This is a genomic window from Paraburkholderia sp. EG287B, from assembly GCF_040965595.1.
Taxonomy (GTDB): Bacteria; Pseudomonadota; Gammaproteobacteria; order Burkholderiales; family Burkholderiaceae; genus Paraburkholderia.
In genome coordinates this window covers 224,833-250,325 of record NZ_JBFRCG010000001.1, presented here as the reverse complement: position 1 = coordinate 250,325, position 25,493 = coordinate 224,833, and the positions used below count along the sequence as shown (strand labels likewise).

Annotated in this window: 23 protein-coding genes; 16 read left to right on the top strand and 7 right to left on the bottom strand. The window is 65.1% G+C overall.

Features of this window, described 5'->3' with window-relative positions:
• Positions 1–7 precede the first annotated feature (7 nt).
• From AB4Y40_RS01110 to AB4Y40_RS01095, 4 genes are all read right to left on the bottom strand, one after another.
• Positions 8–1,000: a sugar-binding protein gene (locus AB4Y40_RS01110; protein ID WP_368686116.1), complete on the bottom strand. Its 993-nt coding sequence runs from the start codon at positions 998–1,000 to the stop codon at positions 8–10.
• 185 nt (positions 1,001–1,185) lie between these two features.
• Positions 1,186–2,181 carry an ABC transporter permease gene (locus AB4Y40_RS01105; RefSeq protein ID WP_368686115.1) on the bottom strand — a complete coding sequence of 332 codons (996 nt, stop codon included), beginning with the start codon at positions 2,179–2,181 and terminating at the stop codon, positions 1,186–1,188.
• Between the two features lie 257 nt (positions 2,182–2,438).
• Entirely contained in the window at positions 2,439–3,179 is a 741-nt protein-coding gene (locus AB4Y40_RS01100; protein WP_368686114.1) for an ATP-binding cassette domain-containing protein, read from the bottom strand.
• Between the two features lie 208 nt (positions 3,180–3,387).
• On the bottom strand, positions 3,388–3,861 hold the full coding sequence (locus AB4Y40_RS01095; protein ID WP_069265638.1) for an Lrp/AsnC family transcriptional regulator: 474 nt from the start codon (positions 3,859–3,861) through the stop codon (positions 3,388–3,390).
• A 254-nt stretch (positions 3,862–4,115) separates the two neighbouring features.
• On the opposite strand from AB4Y40_RS01095, the gene AB4Y40_RS01090 reads away from it, so the two are divergent.
• From AB4Y40_RS01090 to AB4Y40_RS01035, 12 genes are all read left to right on the top strand, one after another.
• A complete protein-coding gene (locus tag AB4Y40_RS01090) occupies positions 4,116–5,510 on the top strand; it encodes an amino acid permease (protein ID WP_368686113.1) in 1,395 nt (464 codons plus the stop codon).
• Between the two features lie 49 nt (positions 5,511–5,559).
• A complete protein-coding gene (locus tag AB4Y40_RS01085) occupies positions 5,560–6,756 on the top strand; it encodes an amino acid aminotransferase (protein WP_368686112.1) in 1,197 nt (398 codons plus the stop codon).
• Positions 6,757–7,048: 292 nt separating this feature from the next.
• Positions 7,049–7,462, top strand: coding sequence for a DnaJ family domain-containing protein (locus tag AB4Y40_RS01080; protein ID WP_368686111.1), 414 nt, complete (start codon positions 7,049–7,051; stop codon positions 7,460–7,462).
• Positions 7,463–7,560: 98 nt separating this feature from the next.
• Complete coding sequence (tadA, locus tag AB4Y40_RS01075; RefSeq protein ID WP_368686340.1) at positions 7,561–8,154, top strand: tRNA adenosine(34) deaminase TadA; 594 nt, start codon at positions 7,561–7,563, stop codon at positions 8,152–8,154.
• A 25-nt stretch (positions 8,155–8,179) separates the two neighbouring features.
• A complete protein-coding gene (gene ldcA, locus AB4Y40_RS01070) occupies positions 8,180–9,106 on the top strand; it encodes a muramoyltetrapeptide carboxypeptidase (protein WP_368686110.1) in 927 nt (308 codons plus the stop codon).
• Positions 9,107–9,415: 309 nt separating this feature from the next.
• Positions 9,416–10,138 carry a GntR family transcriptional regulator gene (locus AB4Y40_RS01065; RefSeq protein WP_368686109.1) on the top strand — a complete coding sequence of 241 codons (723 nt, stop codon included), beginning with the start codon at positions 9,416–9,418 and terminating at the stop codon, positions 10,136–10,138.
• A 286-nt stretch (positions 10,139–10,424) separates the two neighbouring features.
• Positions 10,425–11,939 carry an NCS1 family nucleobase:cation symporter-1 gene (locus AB4Y40_RS01060; RefSeq protein ID WP_368686108.1) on the top strand — a complete coding sequence of 505 codons (1,515 nt, stop codon included), beginning with the start codon at positions 10,425–10,427 and terminating at the stop codon, positions 11,937–11,939.
• Positions 11,940–11,976: 37 nt separating this feature from the next.
• Positions 11,977–12,765: an aspartate/glutamate racemase family protein gene (locus tag AB4Y40_RS01055; RefSeq protein WP_324146694.1), complete on the top strand. Its 789-nt coding sequence runs from the start codon at positions 11,977–11,979 to the stop codon at positions 12,763–12,765.
• Positions 12,766–13,023: 258 nt separating this feature from the next.
• On the top strand, positions 13,024–13,983 hold the full coding sequence (gene puuE, locus AB4Y40_RS01050) for an allantoinase PuuE (protein ID WP_368686107.1): 960 nt from the start codon (positions 13,024–13,026) through the stop codon (positions 13,981–13,983).
• Positions 13,980–14,501 carry a 2-oxo-4-hydroxy-4-carboxy-5-ureidoimidazoline decarboxylase gene (uraD, locus tag AB4Y40_RS01045; RefSeq protein ID WP_368686106.1) on the top strand — a complete coding sequence of 174 codons (522 nt, stop codon included), beginning with the start codon at positions 13,980–13,982 and terminating at the stop codon, positions 14,499–14,501. The genes puuE and uraD overlap by 4 nt, the downstream gene beginning before the upstream one ends.
• 82 nt (positions 14,502–14,583) lie before the next feature.
• Positions 14,584–15,594, top strand: coding sequence for an allantoicase (gene alc / locus AB4Y40_RS01040; RefSeq protein ID WP_368686105.1), 1,011 nt, complete (start codon positions 14,584–14,586; stop codon positions 15,592–15,594).
• 18 nt (positions 15,595–15,612) lie between these two features.
• Positions 15,613–16,137, top strand: coding sequence for an ureidoglycolate lyase (locus AB4Y40_RS01035; protein WP_368686104.1), 525 nt, complete (start codon positions 15,613–15,615; stop codon positions 16,135–16,137).
• 494 nt (positions 16,138–16,631) lie between these two features.
• Here the strand turns inward: AB4Y40_RS01035 and AB4Y40_RS01030 are convergent, their stop codons facing one another.
• Both AB4Y40_RS01030 and uraH read right to left on the bottom strand, forming a co-directional pair.
• Positions 16,632–17,825, bottom strand: a complete 1,194-nt coding sequence (locus tag AB4Y40_RS01030) for a urate hydroxylase PuuD (protein WP_368686103.1) — start codon at positions 17,823–17,825, stop codon at positions 16,632–16,634.
• Between the two features lie 214 nt (positions 17,826–18,039).
• Complete coding sequence (gene uraH, locus AB4Y40_RS01025; protein WP_133186714.1) at positions 18,040–18,393, bottom strand: hydroxyisourate hydrolase; 354 nt, start codon at positions 18,391–18,393, stop codon at positions 18,040–18,042.
• A gap of 589 nt (positions 18,394–18,982) precedes the next feature.
• Here uraH and AB4Y40_RS01020 point away from each other — a divergent pair.
• The gene (locus AB4Y40_RS01020; RefSeq protein WP_368686102.1) at positions 18,983–20,392 is read left to right on the top strand and encodes an 8-oxoguanine deaminase; all 1,410 of its coding nucleotides are present in this window, start codon (positions 18,983–18,985) and stop codon (positions 20,390–20,392) included.
• Between the two features lie 70 nt (positions 20,393–20,462).
• On the opposite strand, the gene AB4Y40_RS01015 is transcribed toward AB4Y40_RS01020, so the two are convergent.
• The gene (locus tag AB4Y40_RS01015; RefSeq protein ID WP_368686101.1) at positions 20,463–21,395 is read right to left on the bottom strand and encodes a LysR substrate-binding domain-containing protein; all 933 of its coding nucleotides are present in this window, start codon (positions 21,393–21,395) and stop codon (positions 20,463–20,465) included.
• A 254-nt stretch (positions 21,396–21,649) separates the two neighbouring features.
• Here AB4Y40_RS01015 and AB4Y40_RS01010 point away from each other — a divergent pair, with 254 nt between their 5' ends.
• From AB4Y40_RS01010 to AB4Y40_RS01000, 3 genes are all read left to right on the top strand, one after another.
• Complete coding sequence (locus AB4Y40_RS01010) at positions 21,650–23,278, top strand: ABC transporter ATP-binding protein (protein ID WP_368686100.1); 1,629 nt, start codon at positions 21,650–21,652, stop codon at positions 23,276–23,278.
• A gap of 66 nt (positions 23,279–23,344) precedes the next feature.
• On the top strand, positions 23,345–24,451 hold the full coding sequence (locus AB4Y40_RS01005) for an ABC transporter permease (RefSeq protein ID WP_368686099.1): 1,107 nt from the start codon (positions 23,345–23,347) through the stop codon (positions 24,449–24,451).
• 39 nt (positions 24,452–24,490) lie between these two features.
• On the top strand, positions 24,491–25,420 hold the full coding sequence (locus AB4Y40_RS01000; RefSeq protein ID WP_368686098.1) for an ABC transporter permease: 930 nt from the start codon (positions 24,491–24,493) through the stop codon (positions 25,418–25,420).
• Positions 25,421–25,493 lie beyond the last annotated feature (73 nt).

Here is a 25,493-nt window from a genome sequence, read left to right as displayed (position 1 = left end):
CCGGCACTCAATGCTTCAGACACGTATCCGCATTCTTCCAGGTGCAAACGTCGAGGCCCGTGTGAACGATCGGCTTCACCGTCTTGCCTTCGGCGAGGTCGCGCATCACCATCGCCGCCTGATAGCCCATTTCCTCGGGTCGCTGCCCGACCAGCGCATTGACCTTGTGGTCCTTGAGGGCCTGCAGCTCCGGCCCGAGCGTATCGGCTGAAACGATCACGAACTGGCCGCTGCTGATCTTGTCCATGATCGGCGCGACGACCTGCGAATACGCCTCGGGTGCGAAGAGCGGCCAGCCGCCCTCGAACACGAACGCCTGCAGCGTGCCGGCGTTCGCGGTGAGCGTGTCCTGCATCATCTGGTTCGCTTTCGCGGCGTCGTCGTTCACGTAGAGCGGGCACGCGCTGATCTCATGCCAGTTGTTTTCGCCCGCCAGCTTCTTGATGCCTTTCTTGCCCGAGAGCACGTCGCGCGTGCCCTGGGCGCGCTGGTTGATGTTCTCGGCCGCGGGGTTGCCCATCACGAGGCAGATGTTGCCGCCCTTGGGCATCAGCGTCTTCAGCTGCTCGCCGAGCTTCACGCCCAGCTCGTAGTTGTCGGTGCCCACATACGCCTTGCGCAACGACTGGTCCTTCGGCAGCAGGTCGGCGTCCGCGGTGATGATCGGGATCTTCGCGTTACGGCGGCGGATCACTTCGGCGATGGCCGGCGCGTTCGACGGCGAAATCGCAATCGCCGCGACGCCCTTGGTCAGCAGGTCGTCGACGATCTGCACTTCGGCGCTTTCGTCCGCGGCCGTCGCGGGGCCCGTGTAGTAGCAGTTGTAGCCCTGTTTGCTGAGCTCCTTGTTGGCCCGGTCGCAGCCCTGGTGCATGAGGTCGAAGTACGGATTGTCGAGGCCCTTCACGACCAGCGCGAGGGTCTTGTCGGCTGCATAGGCGGAAGAGGCCAGCATGGCGAGCCCTCCGATCGCAGCGAGATACTTCCACGCATTCTTCATGGTTTCCTCCTGTTCGGCGCCGGGTGTGCGGCGCGCGTGTCTCTTACAGTTTTCGTCATCGGAAGGAAAGCCCGCGCCCGTGCCTTGGGCTTTCTGCGGAACCTCGCGCGACGCGTCGCGCTTGTTGTGATGGCTGACGGCCGGCGGTTCCGCATGCAGTCCGGCCGCGCCTCCCTGAATTCCGTTCAGTCTTCTTGCCGCTCGCCGCCGAGCCGGTTGAACAGCACGGCGATGATGATGAAGCCGCCCACGACCGTGCCCTGCCAGAACGAATCGACGCCGAGCAGGATCAGGCTGTTGCGGATCACTTCGATGAGCGCGGCGCCGACGATCGTGCCGAACGCGCTGCCCACGCCGCCCGCGAGATTGGTGCCGCCGATCACCGTGGCGGCGATCACGCGTAGTTCGTCGCCGGTGCCGAGGCCTGTCGTCACCGCGCCGAGCCAGCCCACCTCGAGAATGGCGGCGACGCCTGCCATCAGGCCGCCCAGCACATAGACCGAGCAGATCACGCGCCGAACCGGCACGCCCGTGAGATTGGCCGCATGACGGTTGCCGCCGACGGCGAAGACATAGCGGCCCCAGCGCGTGAAGGCGAAGGCGAACCAGAACAGCAGGCCGAGGACGATCAGAAACCACACGGGATTGGCCACGCCGAGCGTTTTTCCGCCACCGAGCACGAGGAGCTTGTGCCCGTCGGGTCCGAATTCGAAGATGGTCCGGCTCCCGGAGATCACGAGCGCGAGGCTGCGGCCCACGCTCAGCATGCCGAGCGTCACGACGAACGGCTGCATGTTGAGATACGCGATGAGCAGGCCGTTCACGAGGCCGACTACCCCCGCGGTGAGCAGGCCGAGGCCGATGCCGGCCCAGATCGGGTAGCCCGCGTTCATCGTGACGGAGAGCACGATGCCGCTCAGGCCAATCGTCGAGCCGACCGAAATGTCGATCCCGCCCGTGATGATGATGGCCATCATCCCCAGCGCGACGATGGCGACGAAGGCGAAGTTGCGCGTGACGTTGAATAGATTTTGCTGGGTGGCGAACGTCGAGGTGACGAACGAGAGCAGGACGCAGGCCGCGAGCGTCGCGAGCACCACCCAGAACACCTGGCTTGCGAGCAGTCCGCTCCAGCGGGTATGGGTCTTCGCGGATTGGGGATCGTCAAGCAGTGTTGGCATCGGGTTCGGCCTTTGCGGCGCATCGTTCAATTTCGGGTCTCCTGTCGGCCGCACTTAGCGCTTTAGCGCTTAGTGCGGCCCCATGCAAAGCGGTCGGCGCGCACTTGGCGCTTTAGCGCTTAGTGCGGCCCCATGCAAAGCGGTCGGCGCGCACTTGGCGCTTTAGCGCTTAGTGCGGCCCCATGCAACGCAGTCGGCACGCACTTAGCGCTTTAGCGCTTGGTGCGGCCCCATGCAACGCTGTCGCGCGGGCCGCTTTACGCGGCGGCGATGGCTCCGGTGATCAGGCCGGTGACTTCCTCCGGCGACGAGGCTTCGATCTGCTTGTCCGCAACCATGCGCCCGCGCCGCATGACGACCACGCGGTGGGCGACTTCGAAAACGTCAGGCATGCGGTGACTGATAAGAATCACGGCAATACCGTGTTCGGACAGGCGTTTGATGAGGTCGAGCACCTGCACCACCTGGCGCACGCTGATCGCGGCGGTGGGTTCGTCCATGAGCACGAGCCGCGCTTCGGACAGTCGCGTGCGCGCAATCGCCACGGCCTGGCGCTGGCCGCCCGACATCTGCCGGACGAGATCGCGCGGGCGCGTTTCGGACTTCAGTTCCTTGAACAATTCGGCGGCGCGCCGGTACATGGCCGCGTGATCGAGCACGCGAAAGGGCCATATGCCGATGCGCGGCTCGCGCCCGAGAAAGACGTTGGCCGCCGCCGTGAGGTTGTCGCAGAGCGCGAGATCCTGATAGACGACCTCGATGCCCTTGGCGCGGGCATCCACGGGGCGGCTGAAATGAACGGGCTTGCCGTCGATGAGGACTTCGCCGTGAGAAGGCGGGAAGTTGCCGGCGATGACCTTCACCAGCGTCGATTTTCCGGCCCCGTTGTCGCCCATGAGTCCGACCACCTGGCCGGGTTCCAGGCTCAACGTTACGTCGGTCAGCGCCTGAATGGCGCCAAAATGCCTGGAAATGCCTCTGAGTTCAAGAAGACTCATGGACTGTCGCGCTCGCGCTTGTGAGGCCGCCCGTTGCAGTGTCCAGGGTGGCCGGGAGACATGCTAACTAGCCTGTTTTTTAGAGCACGATGGGCCTTTTAGCAAGACTATTTCATCAGCCGTCCTGCGGCGCCGCCAGCGGGCCGCCGATGAGATAAAATTGCGTTTTCGCCGAAAAACCCCGCCAGACGGACCTGGTGCGCTTGTCTCAGGCTTCCAGCGGCATCGCGCTCGTCCCCTTGAGTTCATCGAGGCAGACGATCGACTGCACGCTGTTCACGCCGGGCGCGCGCATCAGCGTATCGAGCAGGAACTCGGAAAGCGCCTTGAGATCGCGCGCCACGACCTTCAGAACGTAGTCGATATCGCCAGTCACGGAGTAGCACTCCTGCACCTGCGGCAACGTCGCGACGAGTTCCTTGAACTTGACGAGCTCGCGCATGTGCCCGCGCTCCATCGTTACCTGAATGAAGGCGACCACGCCGAAGCCGAGTGCCTGCGCGTCGAGGCGTGTCTCGTAGCGCCGGATCACGCCGAGCTCCTCGAGCCGCCGGTGACGCCTGAGCGTCTGCGCGGGGGAGAGCTTGATCGCGGCCGCGAGTTCGAGGTTCGAAGCGCGGCCGCGCTCCTGCAGTGCGGCGAGAAGCCGCATGTCGATCGTATCGAGCGCGAGATTTTGCATTTATCTTGCGTGAGATGGGTTTGAGGCGAGAGGGAATTGTATCAATCAGGGTTTGCCTGCGTACGAGATGAAATCATATTTTTCCGCGTCAACTATACACTGGGCGCACCCGATCGGGCTGGCGGCCAATACCGCCAAGCCCGGCAGCGCGCCGATGCAGAACGTTGTGCGCGCAATTTTATTTCGTGGAGCGGAGCCGGCGTCCTACCCGGATGCTTCGGCCCCGCGCAGATAAGTCGGAGACAGGACGAGACATGGTTTCAAACGACACGCGTGAAAATCGCGGCCAGCTAAAACGCGGCCTCAAGAATCGCCACATCCAGCTCATTGCGCTGGGCGGGGCGATCGGCACGGGCCTGTTCCTCGGCATTGCGCAGACGATTCAGACGGCCGGCCCTTCGGTGCTGCTCGGCTACGGCGTCGCCGGCATCATTGCGTTCTTCATCATGCGGCAACTGGGCGAGATGGTCGTGGACGAGCCCGTCGCCGGTTCGTTCAGCTATTTCGCCGACAAGTATTTCGGCCCGTTCGCGGGCTTTCTGTCGGGCTGGAACTACTGGGTGCTCTACATCCTCGTGAGCATGGCCGAGCTCTCGGCGGTCGGCATCTACATGCATTACTGGTGGCCGACGCTGCCCACATGGGTCTCGGCGCTGGTGTTCTTCGTCGTGATCAACGCCATCAACCTCACGAGCGTCAAGTCGTACGGCGAACTCGAGTTCTGGTTCGCCATCATCAAGGTGCTCGCGATCGTCGGCATGATCGCCTTCGGCGGCTGGCTGCTGTTCTCGGGCTCGGCGGGTCCTGAAGCGAGTGTGTCGAACCTCTGGCGCAACGGCGGTTTCTTTCCGCACGGCGTCTCGGGTCTCGTCATGGCCATGGCGGTCGTGATGTTCTCGTTCGGCGGGCTGGAGCTGGTCGGCATCACCGCGGCAGAGGCCGATGATCCGTCGCACAGCATTCCGCGCGCGACGAACCAGGTGATCTACCGCATCCTGATTTTCTACATCGGCGCGCTCGGCGTGCTGCTCTCGCTCTACCCGTGGCAGAAGGTCGTGGCCGGCGGCAGCCCCTTCGTGCTGATCTTCCACGCGATGAACAGCGATCTCGTGGCCAACGTGCTGAACCTCGTCGTGCTGACCGCGGCGCTCTCGGTCTACAACAGCGGCGTGTACTGCAACAGCCGCATGCTCTATGGTCTCGCGCAGCAGGGCAATGCGCCGAAGGCGCTGCTCAAGGTGAGCCGGCGCGGCATTCCGCTGGCGGCGCTCGGTGTGTCGGCGTTCGTCACGGCCGCCTGCGTGATCATCAACTACTTCATGCCCGGCAAGGCGTTCGAACTGCTGATGGGGCTCGTCGTATCCGCGCTCATCATCAACTGGGCGATGATCAGCCTGATTCACCTGAAGTTCCGCCGCGAGAAGGCACGCGTGGAGCAGACGACCACGTTCCGCAGCCTCGGCTATCCGCTGACGAATTACGTGTGTCTCGCGTTCCTCGGCGGCATTCTCGTTGTAATGTATCTGATTCCGGATCTGCGCATTTCCGTGTACCTGATTCCGGTCTGGCTGGGCGTGCTTGGGCTCGCCTACCGCCTGTGGTGCCGCAAGTCGGCGCCGGCGCTGCAACGCGGCGTGCCGGCACCGTAACCGCTGCCCGCCATTACCGTCCCGAATTTCGTCCAGAGAGTTAAACAGCATGTTCGAACACATCGATGCCTACCCCGGCGACCCGATCCTCTCGCTCAACGAGAACTTCCAGAAGGACCCGCGTCAGAACAAGGTCAATCTGAGCATTGGCATCTACTTCGACGACGAAGGCCGTCTGCCCGTCATGAAGGCCGTTCACGCGGCCGAGGCGGCAATCCTCGAAGAGCCGGGTCCGAAGCCGTATCTGCCGATGGCCGGCTTCGCGCAGTATCGCGACGCCGTGCAGGCACTGGTGTTCGGCGCCGACTGCCCGTCGCGGGCGGCCCGCCGCATCGCGACCGTGCAGACGCTGGGCGGCTCGGGCGCGCTGAAGGTGGGCGCCGATTTCATCAAGCGCTACTTTGCGACCAGCCAGGTGTGGGTGAGCGATCCGACGTGGGAGAACCATCGCTTCATCTTCGAGCGCGCGGGTTTCACGGTGAACACGTACCCATACTACGACGAGGTGACGGGCGGCCTGAAGTTCGAGGCGATGCTCTCGGCCATCGACGCGCTGCCGGCGAAGAGCGTCGTGCTGCTGCACGCGTGCTGCCACAACCCGACGGGCGTCGATCTGGATCGCGCGCAATGGGAGCAAGTGATCGACGTGCTGCAAAAGCGCGAGCTGCTGCCGTTCGTCGATATGGCGTATCAGGGCTTCGGCGCGGGCCTCGAGGACGACGCGTTCGCGGTGCGCGAACTTGCGCGCCGCGGCGTGCCGGCGCTCGTGGCGAATTCGTTCTCGAAGAACTTCTCGCTCTACGGCGAGCGTTGCGGCGGGCTGCACGTGATCTGCGAAGACGCGGCGGCAGCCGACCGCGTGCTCGGCCAGCTCACGGGCTCGGTGCGCGCGAACTACAGCAATCCGCCGACGCACGGCGCGAAGATCGTCACGCGCGTGCTGGGCACGCCGGAACTGAAGGCGTCGTGGGAGCAGGAACTGGCGGCGATGTGCGAGCGCATTGCGCGCATGCGCGTGGCGATTCACGACGGCCTGCGCTCGCATGCTAGCGAAGCGGCGCTCGCGCGCTACGTGAAGCAGCGCGGCATGTTCACGTACACTGGCTTGAGCGAGAAGCAGGTCGAGCGCCTGAAAGAGGAATTCGGCGTGTACATCCTGCGCTCGGGCCGCATGTGCGTGGCAGGCCTGAACGAGAAGAACGTGAGCGTGGTGGTCGACGCGGTCGGCAAGGTGATGAAGGACTAAGGGAAGGGCGGGGCAGAGTGCCCCTGGATGTTTCCAGCGCCGCTGGTGTGCCGGTATGAGCCGGACACGCCAGCGGCGTTTTCGCGTCCAGCCCCCAGAACCGCATGCCGCATCCACCGGCAACGCCGCCTGCCATCAGGCGATTCCCGATTTCGTCGCCAGTGTCAGTTCATCCGCATCAAACCGCCGGTCTGTCAAGCTGCAGGCGGTAGATGGCACACATGCCGGCCGCGCACGGTCTTCCAGGTCTTACCCTGATAGAATGCGTGAGCCGCAACGTAGTGGATTGCTGATGAAATTGCTTGATGCCCTCGTCGAACAACGGATTGCCGCCGCGGCCGCGCGCGGTGACTTCGACGACCTGCCCGGCGCCGGTGCGGCGCAGACGCTCGACGACGACCTGCTCGTGCCCGAAGAAGTGCGCATAGCCCACCGCATCCTGAAGAACGCGGGCTTCGTGCCGCCCGCAGTCGAACAGCTGCGGGCCTTGCGCGACCTCGAGGACGAGCTCGCCACGGTGGGCGACAAGGCCGCGCAATGCCGTCTGCGCGCGCGCATGCTGGCGCTCGACATGGCGCTCGAATCCTTGCGCGGCGGACCGATGGTCGTGCCGCACGAATATCGCCGCCGCATCGCGGAGCGTTTGTCCGAACGCGCAGCGGGCAGCGAGCCCGGCCTCCCGGGGCTCCCGGCGGGGGCGGCGTGACGGGCTCCCCCGTCCAGCCAGACGCCCCCGGCGGCGAACGCGAAGAGGCGCACCCGGTGGTTACTTCGCCTGCCGGATCGGTTCCCGCCGATCCGGTCGTGACGGCGTCCGCCGCCGCGCCTGACTCCGACCTCCAACCCGATTCCGTCTCCGAGCGCGACCGGCATTTCATGCGCCTCGCGCAGGCCGCCGCCGAAGCGGCGCGCGCCGCCGGCGAAGTGCCCGTGGGCGCGGTGCTCGTGCGTGGCGACGAAGTGATCGCCTCGGGCTTCAATCACCCGATCGGCGCACACGATCCCTCCGCGCACGCCGAAATGGCGGCCTTGCGCGCGGGCGCGCACGCGCTGGGTAACTACCGCTTGCCCGGCTGCGAACTCTATGTGACCCTTGAACCGTGCCTGATGTGTGCCGGCGCGATCATGCACGCGCGCATCGCACGTGTGGTGTTCGGTGCGCATGACCCGAAAACCGGCGCGTGCGGCAGCGTGGTCGACGCCTTCGCCAACGAGCAGCTCAATCATCACACGAGCGTGTCCGGAGGCGTGCTGGCGGATGAGTGCGGCGAGGCGCTGCGCGCGTTCTTCGCCGACCGGCGCCGCGCGAGCCGGGAAGCGCGCCGCAAGGCTCGGGAGCAGGCTGAGCAGGCGCAGGGAGGGGCTGGCGTAGCCGGTCCGGACGAATCCGCGGGTTGAATCTCACGGTTGAATCGAATTCGACATGACCATTCATCGCACCATCGAGCTGGTTGCTCCGTCCGGTTATCCGCATGATGCGGAAGCGGTGCACCGTGCGCTTGCCCGATTGCGGGCGCAAGGCCATCACGTCAACGGCGTGCAGGCGACCGAGCGGCGCTATCAGCGCTTTGCCGGCACGGATGGCCAGCGCGCGGCCGAACTGAATCGCCTCGCCGACCCGTCGCGCGACCTGCCGGACATCGTACTCGCCGTGCGTGGCGGCTACGGCGCGGTGCGCATTCTGCACGGTCTCGATTACGACGGACTGCAGCGGCGTTTGACAGATCAGCCCATCGCGTTCGTGGGGCATAGCGATTTCACCGCCATCCAGCTCGCGCTGCTCGCACGCGCCGGGCTCACGACGTTCGGCGGCCCGATGCTCTGCAGCGATTTCGGCGCCGAGAGTCTCAGCAGCTTCACGATGCATCACTTCTGGGACGCGCTCTCGAAACCGAACTACACGCTCAAGGTGAATGCGCCGCAGGCCCAGGCGACGAGTGTTTCGGGCACGCTCTGGGGCGGCAATCTGGCCGTGCTGACTTCGCTGATCGGCACGCCTTATCTGCCGCCGGTCGAGGGCGGCATCCTGTTCGTCGAAGACGTGAACGAGCAGCCGTTCCGCATCGAACGCATGATTTATCAGTTGCACTTGACCGGCATTCTTGCTCGGCAGCAAGCCCTGGTGCTGGGCGACTTCACCGGCCACAAGCAGTTCGATTACGACAACGGCTACGATCTGCGCGAAATGGTGGAGCAGGTGCGTGCCTTGGTTGGCATTCCGGTGGTGACGGGCCTGCCGTTCGGCCATATTCCGGATATGGTCACGCTGCCGATGGGCGCGCCGGCGCAACTGACCACCACCGCACATGGTTTCGAGCTGATCGTGAGCGGGTATCCGCATCTGAGTTGATTTCCTGCTGACACAGAAGCGCTTTCGGGCGCTTTTTTCACGGAGTCTTATGCAACTAACGGCCAACTCCGCGTGGCGCCAGACCATGTTCACGCCAACGCTTGTTTCCTAAATTGTTGACAAAAAATCCGACCGGATTGGGGCAGTGAATCACCATGCAGGTGCTGAATTCCCCGAAATAAAGCACCTTTCACCGATAAGAGGCATGCGGCAGGCAGCGCGGACGTGGGGATCTTCCCCAGGTTCGCCCACAAAATTGTTGACAATATTTATGTCCAACCTAGGATACCCAACATAGAGAACCGAGCCATGCGAAAGACCGATATCGACGCCGAAGCAACCGGCATGAAGCCCGAGGCAATCGCCGCGCGAATCCGCGCAGCGATTCTCGAGCACCGGCTGCCGCCCGGCGCGAAGTTGACTGAAGCACAGTTGTGCGAAGTATTCGGCGTGAAGCGCGGCCCGATCCGCCAGGCGCTCGCGCTGCTCGCGAAGGACCATCTCGTGGATCTGGAGCCCAATCGTGGCGCGTTCGTCGCAAGCCCATCGCTCCAGGAGGTGCACGAGGTGTTCGAGATGCGGCGGATCATCGAGTTGGCCGTAGTGGGGCGCATTTGCAGTGCGCAGCACGGCAACCGTCGGCTGAAGACCATCGGCGAGACGATCCGGCGCGAGCGCAAGGCCTTCGAGGGGCGCGACTTCCCGACGTGGATCCGGCTTTCGGGCGAGTTCCATACGTCGCTCGCCACGCTCACCGGTAATACGGTGCTGTGCGATTGCCTGGGCGGGCTGGTGGCGCGCTCGACGCTGATTTCAGCGCTCTACGAATCGCCGGGACGCAGTCCGTGTTCGTTCGACGATCACGAGGCGATTCTCGCGGCGCTCGAGGCCGGAAACGAGAAAGAAGCCGTCGATCTGATGGTGCGCCATTTGCAGGGTGTCGAACTCAGGATGCTCGACCGGCCGGCGGGCGCATCGGTCGACTTGCAGGAAGTGTTCAGCGCGCGCGAGGCGACCTCGCTTGCACGCTGATGCGCTGCTAAGGCGCCCCTGAAACGGATTGCAGTAAAGCGCGGCGGACCACTCCGAACGGTGGCCACCGCGGCTGAACAGGATGGAGTGGGGCGCATGCAGCGCATGCGTACGGCAAGAACAGGCACAGCGTTACAGGGCGCCAGCAGGCGGCGACCGGCGTAGTGCCCGCGAAGGCCAGACCATTCGGGGATATCGCGGCGGCCGCGTCCAGCGGCGGTACGCACGCGTTTCGAGGCGTTCAGGCGTCTTTTTTCCGTCGGCAAATCCATCCAAGGAGCGGATCATGGCTCAGTTCAGCGCGTCACCTGGCAGTCCGGCAGTGCCCAACTTCGAATCTGGCGAAAGCAGCGAGTCCGCAGACAATCTGCGCTTGCCGGCCGGCTACAGCGAGCGGCTCTACAACCACGACCTGGCTCCCCTCAAGGAGCAGACCTGGGGCGCGTACAACATCTTCGCGTTCTGGATGTCCGACGTGCATAGCGTCGGCGGCTATGTGTTCGCGGGGAGCCTCTTCGCGCTCGGCCTCACGAGCTGGCAAGTGCTCGTCGCGCTGATCGTCGGCATCTCCATCGTCAATGTGCTCTGCAACCTGATCGCGCGGCCGAGCCAGCGTCACGGGGTGCCGTACCCGGTGGCGTGTCGCGGCACTTTCGGCGTGCTCGGCGCCAACATTCCTGCCGTGATTCGCGGCCTCATCGCCGTGGCGTGGTACGGCATCCAGACCTATCTCGCTTCGAGCGCGCTCGTGATCGTCGTGCTCAAGTTCGTTCCGCAACTCATGCCATACGCCGACGTGCACAGGCACGGCTTGCTCGGGCTTTCCGCGGTCGGCTGGGCCGGCTTCATGACGCTCTGGGTGCTGCAGGCGTTCGTGTTCTGGAACGGCATGGAGACCATCAAGAAGTTCATCGACTTCGCGGGGCCCGCTGTTTATGTCGTGATGTTCGCGCTCGCGGGCTACATGGTGTATCGCGCGGGCTGGCACAACATCGGCCTGAATCTCGGCGGCGTGAAGTATCACGGTACCGAAGTGATTCCCGTGATGATCACTGCGATCTCGCTCGTGGTGTCGTATTTCTCGGGGCCGATGCTCAATTTCGGCGACTTCTCGCGCTATGGCAAGTCGCTCAAGAGCGTGCACAAGGGCAACTTCTGGGGGTTGCCGGTCAACTTCCTCGCCTTCTCTCTCGTCACGGTCATCACGACGTCGGCAACGCTGCCTGTGTTCGGAGAACTGATTACCGATCCCGTCGAAACGGTCGGCCGCATCGATCATCCGACCGCAGTGATTCTCGGCGCGCTCACGTTCACGATCGCGACCATCGGCATCAACATCGTCGCGAACTTCGTTTCGCCCGCGTTCGATTTTTCCAACGTCGCGCCGCGGCTCATCAGCTGGCGCGCGGGTGGCATGCTCGCCGCCGTGGCCTCGATCTTCATCACGCCGTGGAACCTCTTCAACAACCCGGCTGTGATTCACTACACCCTCGACATACTCGGCGCCTTCATCGGGCCTTTGTACGGTGTCCTGATCGTTGACTTTTATCTCGTGAAGCGCGGACGTCTTGCCGTGGACGATCTCTACTCGGTGTCGCCGAAGGGGGCGTACTGGTATCGCAACGGCGTGAACTGGCGCGCGGTGTCGGCCTTGCTGCCCGCCGCGGTGATCGCGATTCTCTGCGTGATGGTGCCTTCGCTCGGGGGCGCGGCGAACTTCTCGTGGTTCATCGGCGCCGCGCTCAGCGCGTTGTTCTACCGCGCGCTCACGATGGGCGAACGCGCTCGCGCAAACGCATGAGCTGCGCGCAAAACCAGGCATCGACGAAGGAATCGAAATGCGCATCAAACTGATCAATCCGAACACCACGCAGCGTATGACCGCCGCGATGGAGCAGTGCGCGCGCGCCGTGATCGCGCCGGGCACGGAGGTGGTGGCGGTGAGTCCGACGATGGGCCCGCCGTCGATCGAAGGCTATTACGACGAGGCGCTCGCCACCCCTGGCCTGCTCGCCGAAGTGGAGGCGGGCGAGCGCGAAGGCTTCGACGGCTACGTCATCGCGTGCTTTGGCGACCCGGGCCTATACGCGGCGCGCGAGTTGGCGCGCGGGCCCGTCGTGGGCATCGCGGAAGCCGCGATGCATGCGGCGAGCGTGCTCGCGCCGGGCTTCTCGGTCGTGACGACGCTCTCGCGCACGCGCGCCATGGCCTGGCACCTTGCCGAGCGTTACGGCATGACGCGTTTTTGCCGCAACGTGCGCGCGATCGACGTGGCCGTGCTCGAACTCGATGAACCGGGATCGGCCGCGCGCCGCGCGATCGTCGACGAGTGCGGCCGCGCGCTCGAAGAAGATGGCGCGGACGCGATCGTGCTCGGTTGCGCGGGCATGACGAGCCTGTGCGCGCAGGTGGAAGACGCGCTCGGCGTCCCGGTGGTCGACGGCGTGACGGCAGCCGTGAAGTGGGTGGAGGCGCTCGTTGCGTTGCGCCTCACGACCGCCAAGCGCGGCGACTTCGCGCGGCCGCTCGCCAAGCGTTACGACGGCGAATTCGCGCGTTTCAGCCCGGCCAATCCCGCGCCGGTCACGGAAACGCCGCCGCCCGTGCGGCCGCTGCGCTACGGGTAAACGCGCAGCGCGCGCAAGCGCAGATGGCCGCCCGGATCACGTCATATCGGGCGGCCACATACACCTCGCTTGACCCGTACTATCTGAGCGTGCGTATGGGCGCGTAGAGGTGATTTCGCTACACTGGTCCGGTCCTGTAAGCAGGTTGCGCGGACCGTCCGCGAGGCCCTGCAAAGCAGCGCCAGCGGCCGCTTCACGGTGCCTCGCCGTTGTGCGGATATTGCGTTTCATTCTCTCTATTCGATTGATTCGACCAGCATGCCACTCGATCCCCAATATCCCCGCGATCTGATCGGTTATGGCCGGTATCCGGTGCAGGCCAACTGGCCCGGCCAGGCGCGCGTCGCGGTGCAGTTCGTGCTCAACTACGAAGAGGGCGGCGAAAACTGCGTGCTGCACGGCGACCCCGGCTCCGAGCAGTTCCTCTCCGAAATCGTGGGCGCCGCGGCGTATCCCGCGCGCCATATGAGCATGGAGTCGATTTACGAATATGGCTCGCGCGCGGGCGTGTGGCGCATCCTGCGCGAATTCGAAAAGCGCGGCCTGCCGCTCACCGTGTTCGGTGTGGGCATGGCGATCGAGCGTCATCCCGAAGTCGCGCGTGCGTTCGTCGAGCTGGGCCACGAGATCGCATGCCACGGGTATCGCTGGATTCACTACCAGGACGTCTCGCCCGCCAAAGAGGCCGAGCATATGAAGCTCGGTATGGAAGCGATCGAGCGCGTGACGGGCGTGCGCCCGCTCGGCTGGTACACGGGACGCGACAGCCCGAACACGCATCGCCTCGTGGCCGAGTATGGCGGCTTCCTCTACGACTCCGATTACTACGGCGACGACCTGCCGTTCTGGATGGACGTGGAGGTCACGGGCGGCAAGTCGCTGCCGCAACTGATCGTGCCTTACACCCTCGACACGAACGACATGCGCTTCGCGTCGCCGCAGGGCTTCAACACGGCGGACCACTTCTTCACCTATTTGCGCGACGCATTCGACGTGCTCTACGAAGAAGGCGACGAAGCGCCGAAGATGCTCTCGATCGGCATGCACTGCCGGCTGCTCGGGCGCCCCGGGCGTTTTCGCGCGCTGCAGCGCTTTCTCGATCACATCGAAAAGCACGAGCGCGTGTGGGTCACGCGCCGCGTGGACATCGCGCGCCACTGGCGCGAGCATCATCCCTATCAACCGCAGCAGAACGACCACCGCGGGGCCGCCGCATGAAGGCAATGCACTACACCCTCGAACAGCTGAATCAAGCCTCGGTCGACGCCTTCGTGGCGGCGCTTTCTGGCATCTTCGAGCACTCGCCCTGGGTCGCTGCCGCGGCCGCGCAGCAGCGCCCGTTTGCGAGCATCGACGCGCTGCATCGCACCATGTCGCAGGCCGTGGAAACCTCGGGAGAGGCGCAGCAGCTTGCGCTCATCAACGCCCACCCGGAGCTTGCGGGCAAGGCCGCCGTGCGCGGCGAGCTGACCGCCGAATCCACGCGCGAGCAAAGCGGGGCGGGTCTGAACCAGTGCACGCAGGAAGAGTTCGACAAGCTGCTCGCGCTCAACGGCGCGTATCGCGAGAAGTTCGGATTCCCATTCATTCTCGCGGTGCGCGGCTATGACCGCCACGGCATCATCGCGAACTTCGAGGCGCGCGTGAACAACAGCCGCGCCGATGAAATGCGCGCGAGCCTCGACCAGATTTACCGCATTGCGCGCTTCAGGCTGGACGAGCTGATCGACGCGTAACGTGGCGATGCGCCCCCCGGCATTTCGCGGAGGGGGCGCAGCGCCGTTTTGATCTACAGAAAAGACACGAAGGAAGACAACGATGGCACTCCCGACTCTCGACCCCAACGCCCCCGATTTCACGCGCCGCTTCGTGAATCTCGCGGACCCGCGCCTGGGCGCGCAGGCGCTCGAGGCGAGCGACGACTTCTTCGCGCCGAAGGATCGCATGCTCAGTCCGGAGCCGGCCGTCTTTATTCCGGGCAAGTACGACGAACACGGCAAGTGGATGGACGGCTGGGAAACGCGCCGCAAGCGGACGACCGGCTACGACTGGTGCATCGTGAAGCTCGCGCGTCCCGGCGTCATCAAGGGCCTCGATATCGATACGAGCCACTTCACGGGCAACTACCCGCCGGCGGCGTCGGTGGAGGGCGCGTATGTGACCGATGGCGCACCCATTGCCACGACTCAATGGACGGAGATCGTTCCCTCGACCTCGTTGAACGGCAATAGCCACCATTATGTGGAAGTGTCGAGCGACAAGCCTTACACGCACCTGCGCGTGAATATCTATCCGGATGGCGGCATCGCGCGTCTGCGCGTCTACGGCCAGCCGCAGGTGGACTGGGCGGGCGCGAGCCGTACCGAACTGTTCGACCTCGCCGCGATGGAAAACGGCGCGTACCTCGTTAGCGCGAACAACCAGCACTTTGGCATGGCCTCCACGCTGCTCATGCCGGGCCGCGGCGTGAATATGGGCGACGGCTGGGAAACGCGCCGCCGCCGCGAACCGGGCAACGACTGGGCGATCATCGCGCTTGCGCAGCCGGGCATCATCAAGAAGATCGAAGTCGATACGGCGCACTTCAAGGGCAACTACCCCGATCGCTGCTCGTTCCAGGCCGCGCGCGTGGTGGGCGGCACGGACAGCTCGCTCGTGACCCAGGCCATGTTCTGGCCGGTGCTGCTCGGCGAACAGAAGCTGCAGATGGACAAGCAGCACTACTACGAAAGCGAACTCGCGGCGCTTGGCCCGGTTACGCACGTGCGCTTCAATATCATCCCGGACGGCGGCGTTTCGCGTGTACGCCTCTGGGGCACGCTCGCCTGATACGCTGACGAGGCCATCATGAGTGAAACAAGGACGACGCTGACGATCGAGCCGCTCACGCCCGAAGCGTTCGCGCCCTTCGGCGACGTGATCGAACTCGCGGGCGCGAAGCAGATTCCAATCAATCTGGGCACGACCATCCGCTTTCACGATCTCGCGAAAGTGGATGTGACCGACGAAGGCGGCCGCACGCTCGTGAATCTCTTTCGCGGGCAGCCGCGCGAGCTGCCGTTCGAAGTGAAGATGCTCGAACGGCATCCGCTGGGCAGTCAGGCATTCGTGCCGCTCAACGACAAGCCGTATCTCGTGGTGGTCGCGCCCGCGGGCGATCTGGACGTCACCCGGATTCGCGCGTTCGTTTCGCGCGGCTGGCAGGGCGTGAACTATGCGAAGGGCGTCTGGCATCACCCGCTGATCGCGTTGGGCGAAGTGAGCGACTTCGTCGTCGTCGATCGCGGCGGAGACGGGCTCAATCTCAACGAGCAGGATCTGCCGGAGTCGTTCTGGTTGACGGAAGAAGCGATGAAGGCTGCGATGCGCTGATTCGCGGAATTATCAGGCAGTCCGTATCAGCACGGAAAAGCCACGGTCGAGACCGTGGCTTTTTTGCGTTTGGCGGATGAAGCAGGGTGGTGGACCCAGGTCGAGCCGGCAGCTCAAGACGCGGTGAAGCATGGCGAGTCATGCCTGCCTGTGCACGCTGCATCTTCGATGCTTTGATCGTGCAAGGTGGTGAGGGGCGGTCATACACGTTCCAGACGTTCAGCGGGCGCCCGATTGCGTGATGCACCTGCCGTCGCCAGCGCGAATGGTTGAGCAGCGTTCGTGCTCTCGTTGCATCTTGCACGCGCACTCCGGGCATTCGTCGAATGCCTGACGCCGATTCGCGATATCCCGCGCATCGCTCGCAGTTCAACGCGCGCCCCCCTCAGCCATGACCGTGCCAAAGGAAAAAGGACCCGAAGCGCGTCGCGCCTCGGGTCCTTCTAGTCACATCTCACGTAGCGCGAGGCCAACCACTCGCGCTGCCAACTACATCATTGTTTCGCACCGCCCTGGAACCAGGCGGCGATCTTCTGCCGCTCGTCGTCGGTCATGTGTGTGACGTTGCCAAGCGGCATCGCCTTGAGCGTCACGGCCTGCTGATAGAGCCGCTGCGCGTTCTGCGAAATCTCGTCGGGCGTATCGAGCATCACGCCGGCCGGCGCCGCGCCCATCAATGTCGGGTGCGCCGAGTGACAGGCCGCACAGCGCTGCTGCAGGATCGGCTGGATGTCGGAAACCTTCAGCGCCGGTGCGTTCGCGGCTTCGGCCTGCGGCACGACCGGGCGCGGCAGCGTCCACACCAGCGCGACGAACATCAGCGCGACGCCGCCGATCGGCAGATACCAGAGCTGCTGACCGCGGTGACGCATCACGAAGAACTGGCGAATCAGCGCGCCGGCCAGCATGATCACCACGAGCACAGCCCAGTTGTAGGCGTGGGCGTAGGTCATCGCGTAGTGGTTCGAGAGCATCGCGAACACCACGGGCAGCGTGAAATAGGTGTTGTGCACCGAGCGCTGCTTGCCGCGCTTGCCGTAGATCGGGTTCGGCACTTCGCCCTTGAGCATCGCGGCGACCATCTTGCGCTGGCCCGGGATGATGACGAAGAACACGTTCGCCGACATGATCGTCGCGAGCATCGCGCCCATGATGAGGTACGCGGCGCGGCCCGAGAAAATGTGGCAGGCGAGGTAGGCGGCGATCACGACATAGATGCCCACGCACACGCCCAGCAGCTTGTCCTTCGTGCCGAGCACGCGGCACAGCGAGTCATAGACGATCCAGCCCGCGGCGAGGAAACCGAGCGCCGAGAAGATCGCGACGACCGGACCCATGTCGAGCACGTTCTTGTCGATCAGATACGTGTTCGGCGCCATCAGGTAGAGCACCGTGAACAGCGACGCACCCGAGAGCCACGTGGTGTACGACGGCCACTTCGACCAGTGAAGGTCGTCGGGCATTTCAGGCGGCGCCACGGTGTACTTCTGCATGTTGTAGAAGCCGCCGCCGTGCACGTGCCACAGCTCGCCGAACACGCCGCGGCGGCGCTGGTTCGGGTCCGTGGGCGGTTTGAGGCTGTTGTCGAGCGCGACGAAATAGAACGACTCGCCAATCCAGGCGATCGCCGCGATGACGTGGAACCAGCGCAGTGCGAGGTTCAGCCAATCGGTAATAAAGCCTTCCATGAAACGTCTCCAGTCCTGATGCATTGCGCGCGCGTCTGAACGCACGCGCTAACTGCGGGGTATGAGCGCGCTGCCTGGCGTCGGGGCCGCTGGGCGCCCCTTGCGCTGCCGCGCTGCCGTTGTTGTTCGTATGATCTCGGGCTTGATGACCCGGGCTAGAAGTTCGCCCGGAATGCCCTGTGAATAGGTGTTGCGGTGGCCGCTCGGGGTTCGCTCAGCTGCCCCGATAGGTGCTATACGACCACGGCGAAACGAGTAGCGGCACGTGGTAGTGCGAGCCCGCGTCGGCGATGCCGAAGCGCAGCACGACGCGGTCGACGAAGCGCGGCTCGGGCACCTTTGTGCCGAGCGCGGCGAAATAGTCGCCGGCGTGGAACACGAGTTCGTATTCACCTTTGGCGAGTGCCTCGCCCTCGAGCAGCGGCGCGTCGCAGCGGCCGTCGTCATTGGTGGTGACGGTCTTGAGCGCGCGGCGAGCGTCGCCCGAGAGCGCAAAGAGCTCGACCTTGATGCCCGCGCCGGGACGGCCGTTCGCGGTGTCGAGCACGTGGGTAGTCAGCTTGCCCATTCGCAGTTTTCCTTGTGAGTGCCTGGTGCGATTGCGAGGTTTCAGCGGCAGCTCTCGATCCCATGCATGATGCATTGCGGCGGATCGAGGCTCCACGTCAGTGGCTACATACCCGTCGGCGGATCGAAGCGAGCGCCGTGTACGCATTTTAAAAACGATCGCCCCCGGCGCGCGCGAGCGATAGGAAAGATAAAGCTACGCGCATGAGGGTGAGCCCTGGGTTCCGCCTGGGTGCCGTCGCTCATTGCGCCCTGGATTCAAGCGTCCCTTGTTGGCATCGTAGCGACGCCAAAAATCGACCTTTATATGCGTGGCGTAAATTTGGGTATCGCAGCGGCGCGAATTGCCACGACTATTTTGGTTGCGGATCGTAGAGGCCATGCGCAGCGCGTGCTGCGCGTCCCGAAGACGGCGGTGGACGCCGGGTAACCGGGCCAGCGGCGTCCTCGTCGGGACGCGTCGGCACCGGGCGCCTGGGCGACCGGCGAGGCCGGCGGGTGAGGCGAGGGCGTCTGGTTCACACGCCGTGCGCGAGTCCGAACGAAAAGCCAGGGCTCGTGGCGGCACGACAACGGAGCGAACAAGGACGATGGAACCCACTCTCGCACAGCGGCAAAACCCGCAAGACCCGCAAAAGCCCGGCAGGACATTGCTGGTGAAAAACGCCGACATGCTGGTGACGATGGACGGCGCGCGCCGCGAGATTCGCGGCGGCGGGCTCTACGTCGAAGGCAACCGCATCGTCGCGGTCGGGCCGACGGCGGAACTGCCCGCCACAGCCGACGAGGTGATCGACGCGAGCGGCCACCTCGTGACGCCGGGGCTCGTCAATACGCACCACCACATGTACCAGAGCCTCACGCGCGCCGTGCCGGCCGCGCAGGACGCCGAACTGTTCGGCTGGCTCACGAGTCTCTACAAGGTATGGGCGAACCTCACGCCCGAGATGATCGAGGTCTCCACGCTCACCGCGATGGCGGAACTGCTGCTCTCGGGCTGCACGACGTCCAGCGATCATCTGTACATCTATCCGAACGGCAGCCGCCTCGACGACAGCATCCGCGCGGCGCAACGCATCGGCATGCGCTTTCACGCGAGCCGCGGCAGCATGAGCGTCGGCCAGAAGGACGGCGGCTTGCCGCCCGATGCCGTGGTCGAGCGCGAAGACGCGATTCTCGCCGACACGCAGCGCCTCATCGAGACGTATCACGACGAGGGCCGGTACGCGATGCTGCGCCTCGTCGTGGCGCCGTGCTCGCCGTTCTCGGTGAGCCGCGACCTGATGCGCGAATCGGCGGTGCTCGCGCGCCATTACGGCGTATCGATGCACACGCATCTCGCCGAGAACGTCAACGACATTGCTTACAGCCGCGAAAAGTTCGGCATGACGCCCGCCGAATACGCCGAGGACCTCGGCTGGGTGGGCCCCGACGTCTGGCATGCGCACTGCGTACAACTCGACGATCACGGCATCGGTTTGTTCGGCCGGACCGGCACCGGCGTCGCGCATTGCCCGTGCTCGAACATGCGGCTCGCCTCAGGCATCGCGCCCGTGAAGAAGATGCGGCTCGCCGGCGTGCCGGTCGGCCTCGGCGTGGATGGCTCGGCGTCGAACGACGGTGCGCAGATGGTGGCCGAGGCGCGCCAGGCCATGCTGCTCGCGCGCGTGGGCTTTGGACCGGATGCCATGACCGCGCGCGAAGCGCTCGAAATCGCGACGCTGGGCGGCGCGCAGGTGCTGGGCCGCGACGACATTGGCGCGCTTGCACCCGGCATGGCGGCGGACTTCGTGGCGTTCGACCTGCGCCAGCCGTTATTCGCGGGCGCGCTCCACGATCCCGTTGCTGCGCTCGTCTTCTGCGCACCCTCGCAGGTCGCGCTGAGCGTGATCGGCGGGCGCGTGGTGGTGAAGGAGGGCGTGTTGCAGACGGTGGAGCTCGGGCCGGTCATCGAGCGGCACAACCGGCTCGCGGCGCAACTCGTGCAGATGGCGCGCTGAGGCAGGCACGCGCGCCACGCATCGATGGTTTGAAAGGTCGGGCGGCCGCAGCAGCGTGCGGCCGTGTTGCTCAAGGCTTGTCGATCAGCGTCTTCGTCGCTTCGGCGATGAGGCTGCGTAACCAGCGTACTTCGTCCGAGTAGTGACAGCGTTCGTGCCACAACTGGTAGTACTGCATCGGCGGGAAGTCGAGCGGCGCGGGTACGACCGTGAGCGGCAGGAAACGCGCATAGTGGTCGGCGAACAGGCGCGTGGTCGTAAAGACCAGGTCCGACTTCACGAGCACGTAGGGCGCGAGATTGAAGTAGGGCAGCGTGACGACCACGTGGCGCTTGAGGCGCTCGCGCGCGAGGTGCACGTCGATGGCGCCGCGCTGGCCCACGGAGTAGGGCGTGGGCGCGAGATGCGGCGCGTTCAGATACTGGTCGAGCGTGAGCCCGCCGCGCTTGGCGAACGGGTGCGAGTTGCTCATCAGGCAGACGATCTGGTCGACGAACAGGTTCGACAGGTGCAGTTGTTCGGGCGGCTCGGGCCAGTTGCCGATGACGATATCGAGCTTGCCTTCCTCGAGCGCGCGTTCGTAGTCGAACGCGGGCCCGAGCGAGTGAAACTCGAGCGTGGCGTTGGGCGCGGCCAGGCGAAAGCGCTCGACTACGGTCGGCACGAACAGGACGTTCAGATAGTCAGGACAGCCAATCCGATAGCAGCGGATGGACGTGGCCGGATCGAAATTGTGCTGCTGGAAGCGGATGCGCTCGATCTCGCGCAGCGCGTTCTGCACGGGCTCGAGCAGGCGCAGGCCGTACTCGGTCGGCACCATGCCGGACTTGCCGCGCACGAGGAGCGGGTCACCGGTGATGTCGCGCAGACGCCGAAGCGCCGCGCTGATTGCGGGCTGGGACTGATTGAGCTTGACTGCCGCGCGTGTCACGCTGCGCTCCATCAGAAGCGTGTGCAAGACGCGCAAGAGGTACGTGTCGATCGCCTCGCGTTGCTGACTCATGAATTCTCCGAATTATATGTTCTGGCTGATCGATGAGGCTTGGGGGTATATCGTTTTTAATATGGACAAAAAGTGGCGTCAAGCGAGGCTTACCCCGAGGCCCGCGCGGAATCGGCCGTGCAGCGAGGCAACAGCGAATTTTGGCGGCTCGACCTTCGCAGGGCTAACAGGTATCGTCACCCCCGCACGGCGGCACGCGGCGGCCAGCGTCAAACGGTTATCGGACAGCAATAACGTACAACGGCGGAACCTCCATGGGTGATTCTTCTTCACGTCAGGCAACGCTTGCGCAAAACGGCAGCGGCGTGCCGCGCCTCGCGCTTGCCGGCATCACGAAGCAGTACCCGGCGGTGCGCGCGAACGACGACGTCACGCTCTCGGTCGCGCCCGGCGAAATCCACGCCTTGCTCGGCGAGAACGGCGCGGGCAAGAGCACGCTCATGAAGATCGTCTACGGCGCGGTGCGGCCCGACGCGGGCGAGATCCGCTGGGAGGGCCAGGCCGTCGAAATCGCGAGTCCGGCCGCGGCGCGCAAGCTCGGCATCGGCATGGTGTTCCAGCATTTTTCGTTGTTCGAAACGCTTACCGTCGGCGAAAACATCGCGCTCTCGCTCGACGAACCGTTCGACCTGAAAACGCTCGGCAAACGCATTCGCGAGGTGTCGGCGCAATACGGCCTCGACGTCGATCCGCAGCGCCATGTGCATAGCCTCACGGTGGGCGAGCGTCAGCGCGTGGAGATCGTGCGCTGCCTGCTGCAGAATCCGCGTCTGCTAATCATGGACGAACCGACTTCGGTGCTCACGCCGCAAGCGGTGCGCAAGCTGTTCGGCACGCTGCGGCGTCTCGCTTCCGAAGGCTGCAGCATTCTCTATATCAGCCACAAGCTCGACGAAATCCAGGAGCTTTGCGACACGGCCACCGTGCTGCGCGGCGGCAAGGTCACGGGCCGCGTCATTCCGCGCGAAGAAACGCATGCGTCGCTCGCGCGGCTGATGGTCGGGCGCGAGCTGCCCGACTACACGCGGCGCGCGCACGCGCCCGGCGACGTGCTGCTCGAAGCGCAGCATCTGTCGATGCCGAGCGACGATCCGTTCGGCACCTCGCTCAACGACGTATCGTTCAGCGTGCATGCGGGCGAGATACTCGGCATCGCCGGCGTCTCGGGCAACGGCCAGGCGGAACTGCTCGCCGCGCTCTCGGGCGAGGCGCAAGCGGCCCGTCATGGAGTGAGCGCCGATGCCGTCAGGATTTGCGGCAAGCCCGCAGGACGCCTGTCGGCCGGCGCGCGCCGCAAGCTCGGCTTCGCGTTCGTGCCGGAGGAGCGGCTGGGGCGCGGCGCGGTGCCGGCCATGTCGCTTGCCGAAAACGCCTTGCTCACGGCGCACCGCGAAGGCATGGTGCGCTCTGGCTGGCTCAGGACCGGCGCGATGCGCGCGTTCGCCGAGCGCTGCATCGGTGCGTTCGATGTGCGCTGCGGCGGCCCGGACGCGCTCGCGCAAAGCCTATCGGGCGGCAATCTGCAGAAGTACATCGTGGGGCGCGAGATTCTCCAGGCGCCGAAGGTGCTCGTGGTCGCGCAGCCCACCTGGGGCGTGGACGTGGGCGCGGCCGCATTCATCCGTCAGCAGTTGCTCGATCTTTCGGCGCGCGGCGTGGCGATACTCGTGATCTCGGAAGAACTGGAAGAGCTTTTCGACATCTGCGACCGCATTGCCGTGCTCGCGGGCGGACGCCTTTCGCCCGCGCGTTTGACGGGCGAGACGAACGCCGAGGAAATCGGCCGCTGGATGGCGGGGCTCTTCGGCGAGCGCGCGGATCGCGGCGACGGCGGCGGCCGGCCCGACGGCGAGCCGCCCGCGCAGACGATCGCGAACGCATGACCGGCGACACATAACAACACGCATAAGCACATCGACCACCCGAGTCCGACCAACGACTTCACGACCATGATCTTCCCGTACCGACTCGAAGCCCGCACGACGCCGTCGCGCACGGTGCGCATCGCCGTGCCGCTCATCGCGGCGCTGCTCACGCTCGCCATCGGCTTCCTGATCTTCGGCCTCGTGGGCCGCGATCCCTTGCAGGCGATGCACGCGTTCTTCATCGAACCGCTGTCGAGCGTCAACGGCTGGTCCGAGCTTTTGCTCAAGGCCTCGCCGCTTTGCCTGATCGCGCTCGGTCTCGCGGCGGGATATCGCGCCAACGTGTGGAACATCGGCGCGGAAGGGCAAATGGTGCTGGGCGGCATCGCGGCGAGCGGCGTGGCGATCTATTTCGATCAATCCACCGGCTGGTGGATCCTCTTCCTGATGATGTTCGCGGGCGTGCTGGGCGGCATGGCGTGGGCGGCGATTCCCGCGTGGCTCAAGAGCCGCTTCAATACCAACGAGATCCTCACGAGCCTGATGCTCACCTATGTCGCCACGCAGTTGCTGATCTGGCTCGTGAGCGGTCCGTGGCGCGACCCGCAGGGCATGAACTTTCCGCTCTTCGAAATGTTCAGCGGCGACGCGCTCTATCCGACCTTCGGCGGCGACTGGCGCATCCACTGGCTGCGCGGCACGCGTTTGAACGCATCGATCTTCCTGACGCTCGCGGCCATTCCGCTCGTCTGGCTCTTCATGCGCCGCAGCTTCGCGGGCTATCGCATGAGCGTGGGCGGTCTCGCGCCGCTCGCCGCGCGCTATGCGGGCTTCTCCGAGAAGAAGACGATCTGGACCTCGCTGCTGCTTTCCGGCGGCCTCGCCGGCCTCGCGGGCATGGGCGAGATTGCCGGTCCCATCGGTCAGCTGCAGGCGACCTGGTCGCCGGGCTACGGCTTCACGGCGATCATCGTCGTGTTCGTGGGGCGTCTGCATCCGGTCGGCATCGTGCTCGCGAGCCTCTTGATGGCGCTGCTCTACCTGGGCGGCGAAGCCGTGCAGACATCGCTGCAATTGCCGCAGGCGCTGTCCGGCGTGTTCCAGGGGCTGCTGCTGTTCTGCCTGCTCGGCGCGGACCTCTTCGTGAACTATCGCGTGCGCCGCCGTCATCCGGTCGCGGTTGCGAACTGACCAGCGCAATCCAGAGAACAATCAAACGGGCCACACGACATGGATATCCAGCAAGCCAGCTCGCTCGCCTCGAGCGCCGTCACCGCCGCTATTCCGCTGATGTTCGCGGGCGTGGGCGAACTCGTCACCGAGAAGTCGGGCGTGCTCAACCTCGGCGTGGAAGGCATGATGCTGATGGGCGCCGTCACGGGCTATGCGGTCACGACCATTACCGGCAGCCCATGGCTCGGCCTCGTGGCGGGCATGGCCGCCGGCATCGTGATGTCGTTGCTGTTCGGCTTTCTCGTGCTCACCATGCTCGCCAACCAGGTCGCCACGGGCCTCTCGCTCACAATCTTCGGTGTTGGGCTCTCGGCGTATGTGGGCAAGCCGTACACCTCGGCCGCCACCTCGGCGACCATCGCGACCTGGCCGATTCCGGGGCTGTCGCAACTGCCCGTGGTCGGGCAGGCGTTCTTCAGCCTCACGCCTGTCGACTACCTCGCGTTCATCATGTTCGTCGTAGTCGGCTGGTTCCTCTATCGCACGCGCGCCGGGCTCGTGCTGCGCTCGGTCGGCGAGTCGCCGCAGGTCGCGCATTCGGTGGGCTTTCCCGTGATCGGCGTGCGCTATGGCGCGACGGCCTTCGGCGGCGCGATGGCGGGCCTCGCGGGCAGCTACTACTCGGTGGTGCAGTTGCACTTGTGGCAGGAGCAGATCACGGCAGGGCGCGGCTGGATCGCGCTCGCACTCGTCGTGTTCGCGACGTGGCGCCCGGGCCGCCTCCTGATCGGCGCGCTGCTCTTCGGCGCGGTTACGGGCGCGCAGTTCTATGCGCAGGCCGTTGGCGTGCCGGTGCCCACGCAGTTCCTCGCCATGCTGCCGTACGTCGCGACAATCGTCGTGCTCGTACTCATTTCGCGCAACCCGAACACGATCCGCCTGAACGCGCCGGCTTCGCTCGGCAAGCCGTTCTTTGGGGCCGCCTAGGTGGGGCCGCCCAGGCAGCGCCATTTATCCGGAATGCTAACCAACACGCCTTGAACGCTCGCAGTTCCCCATT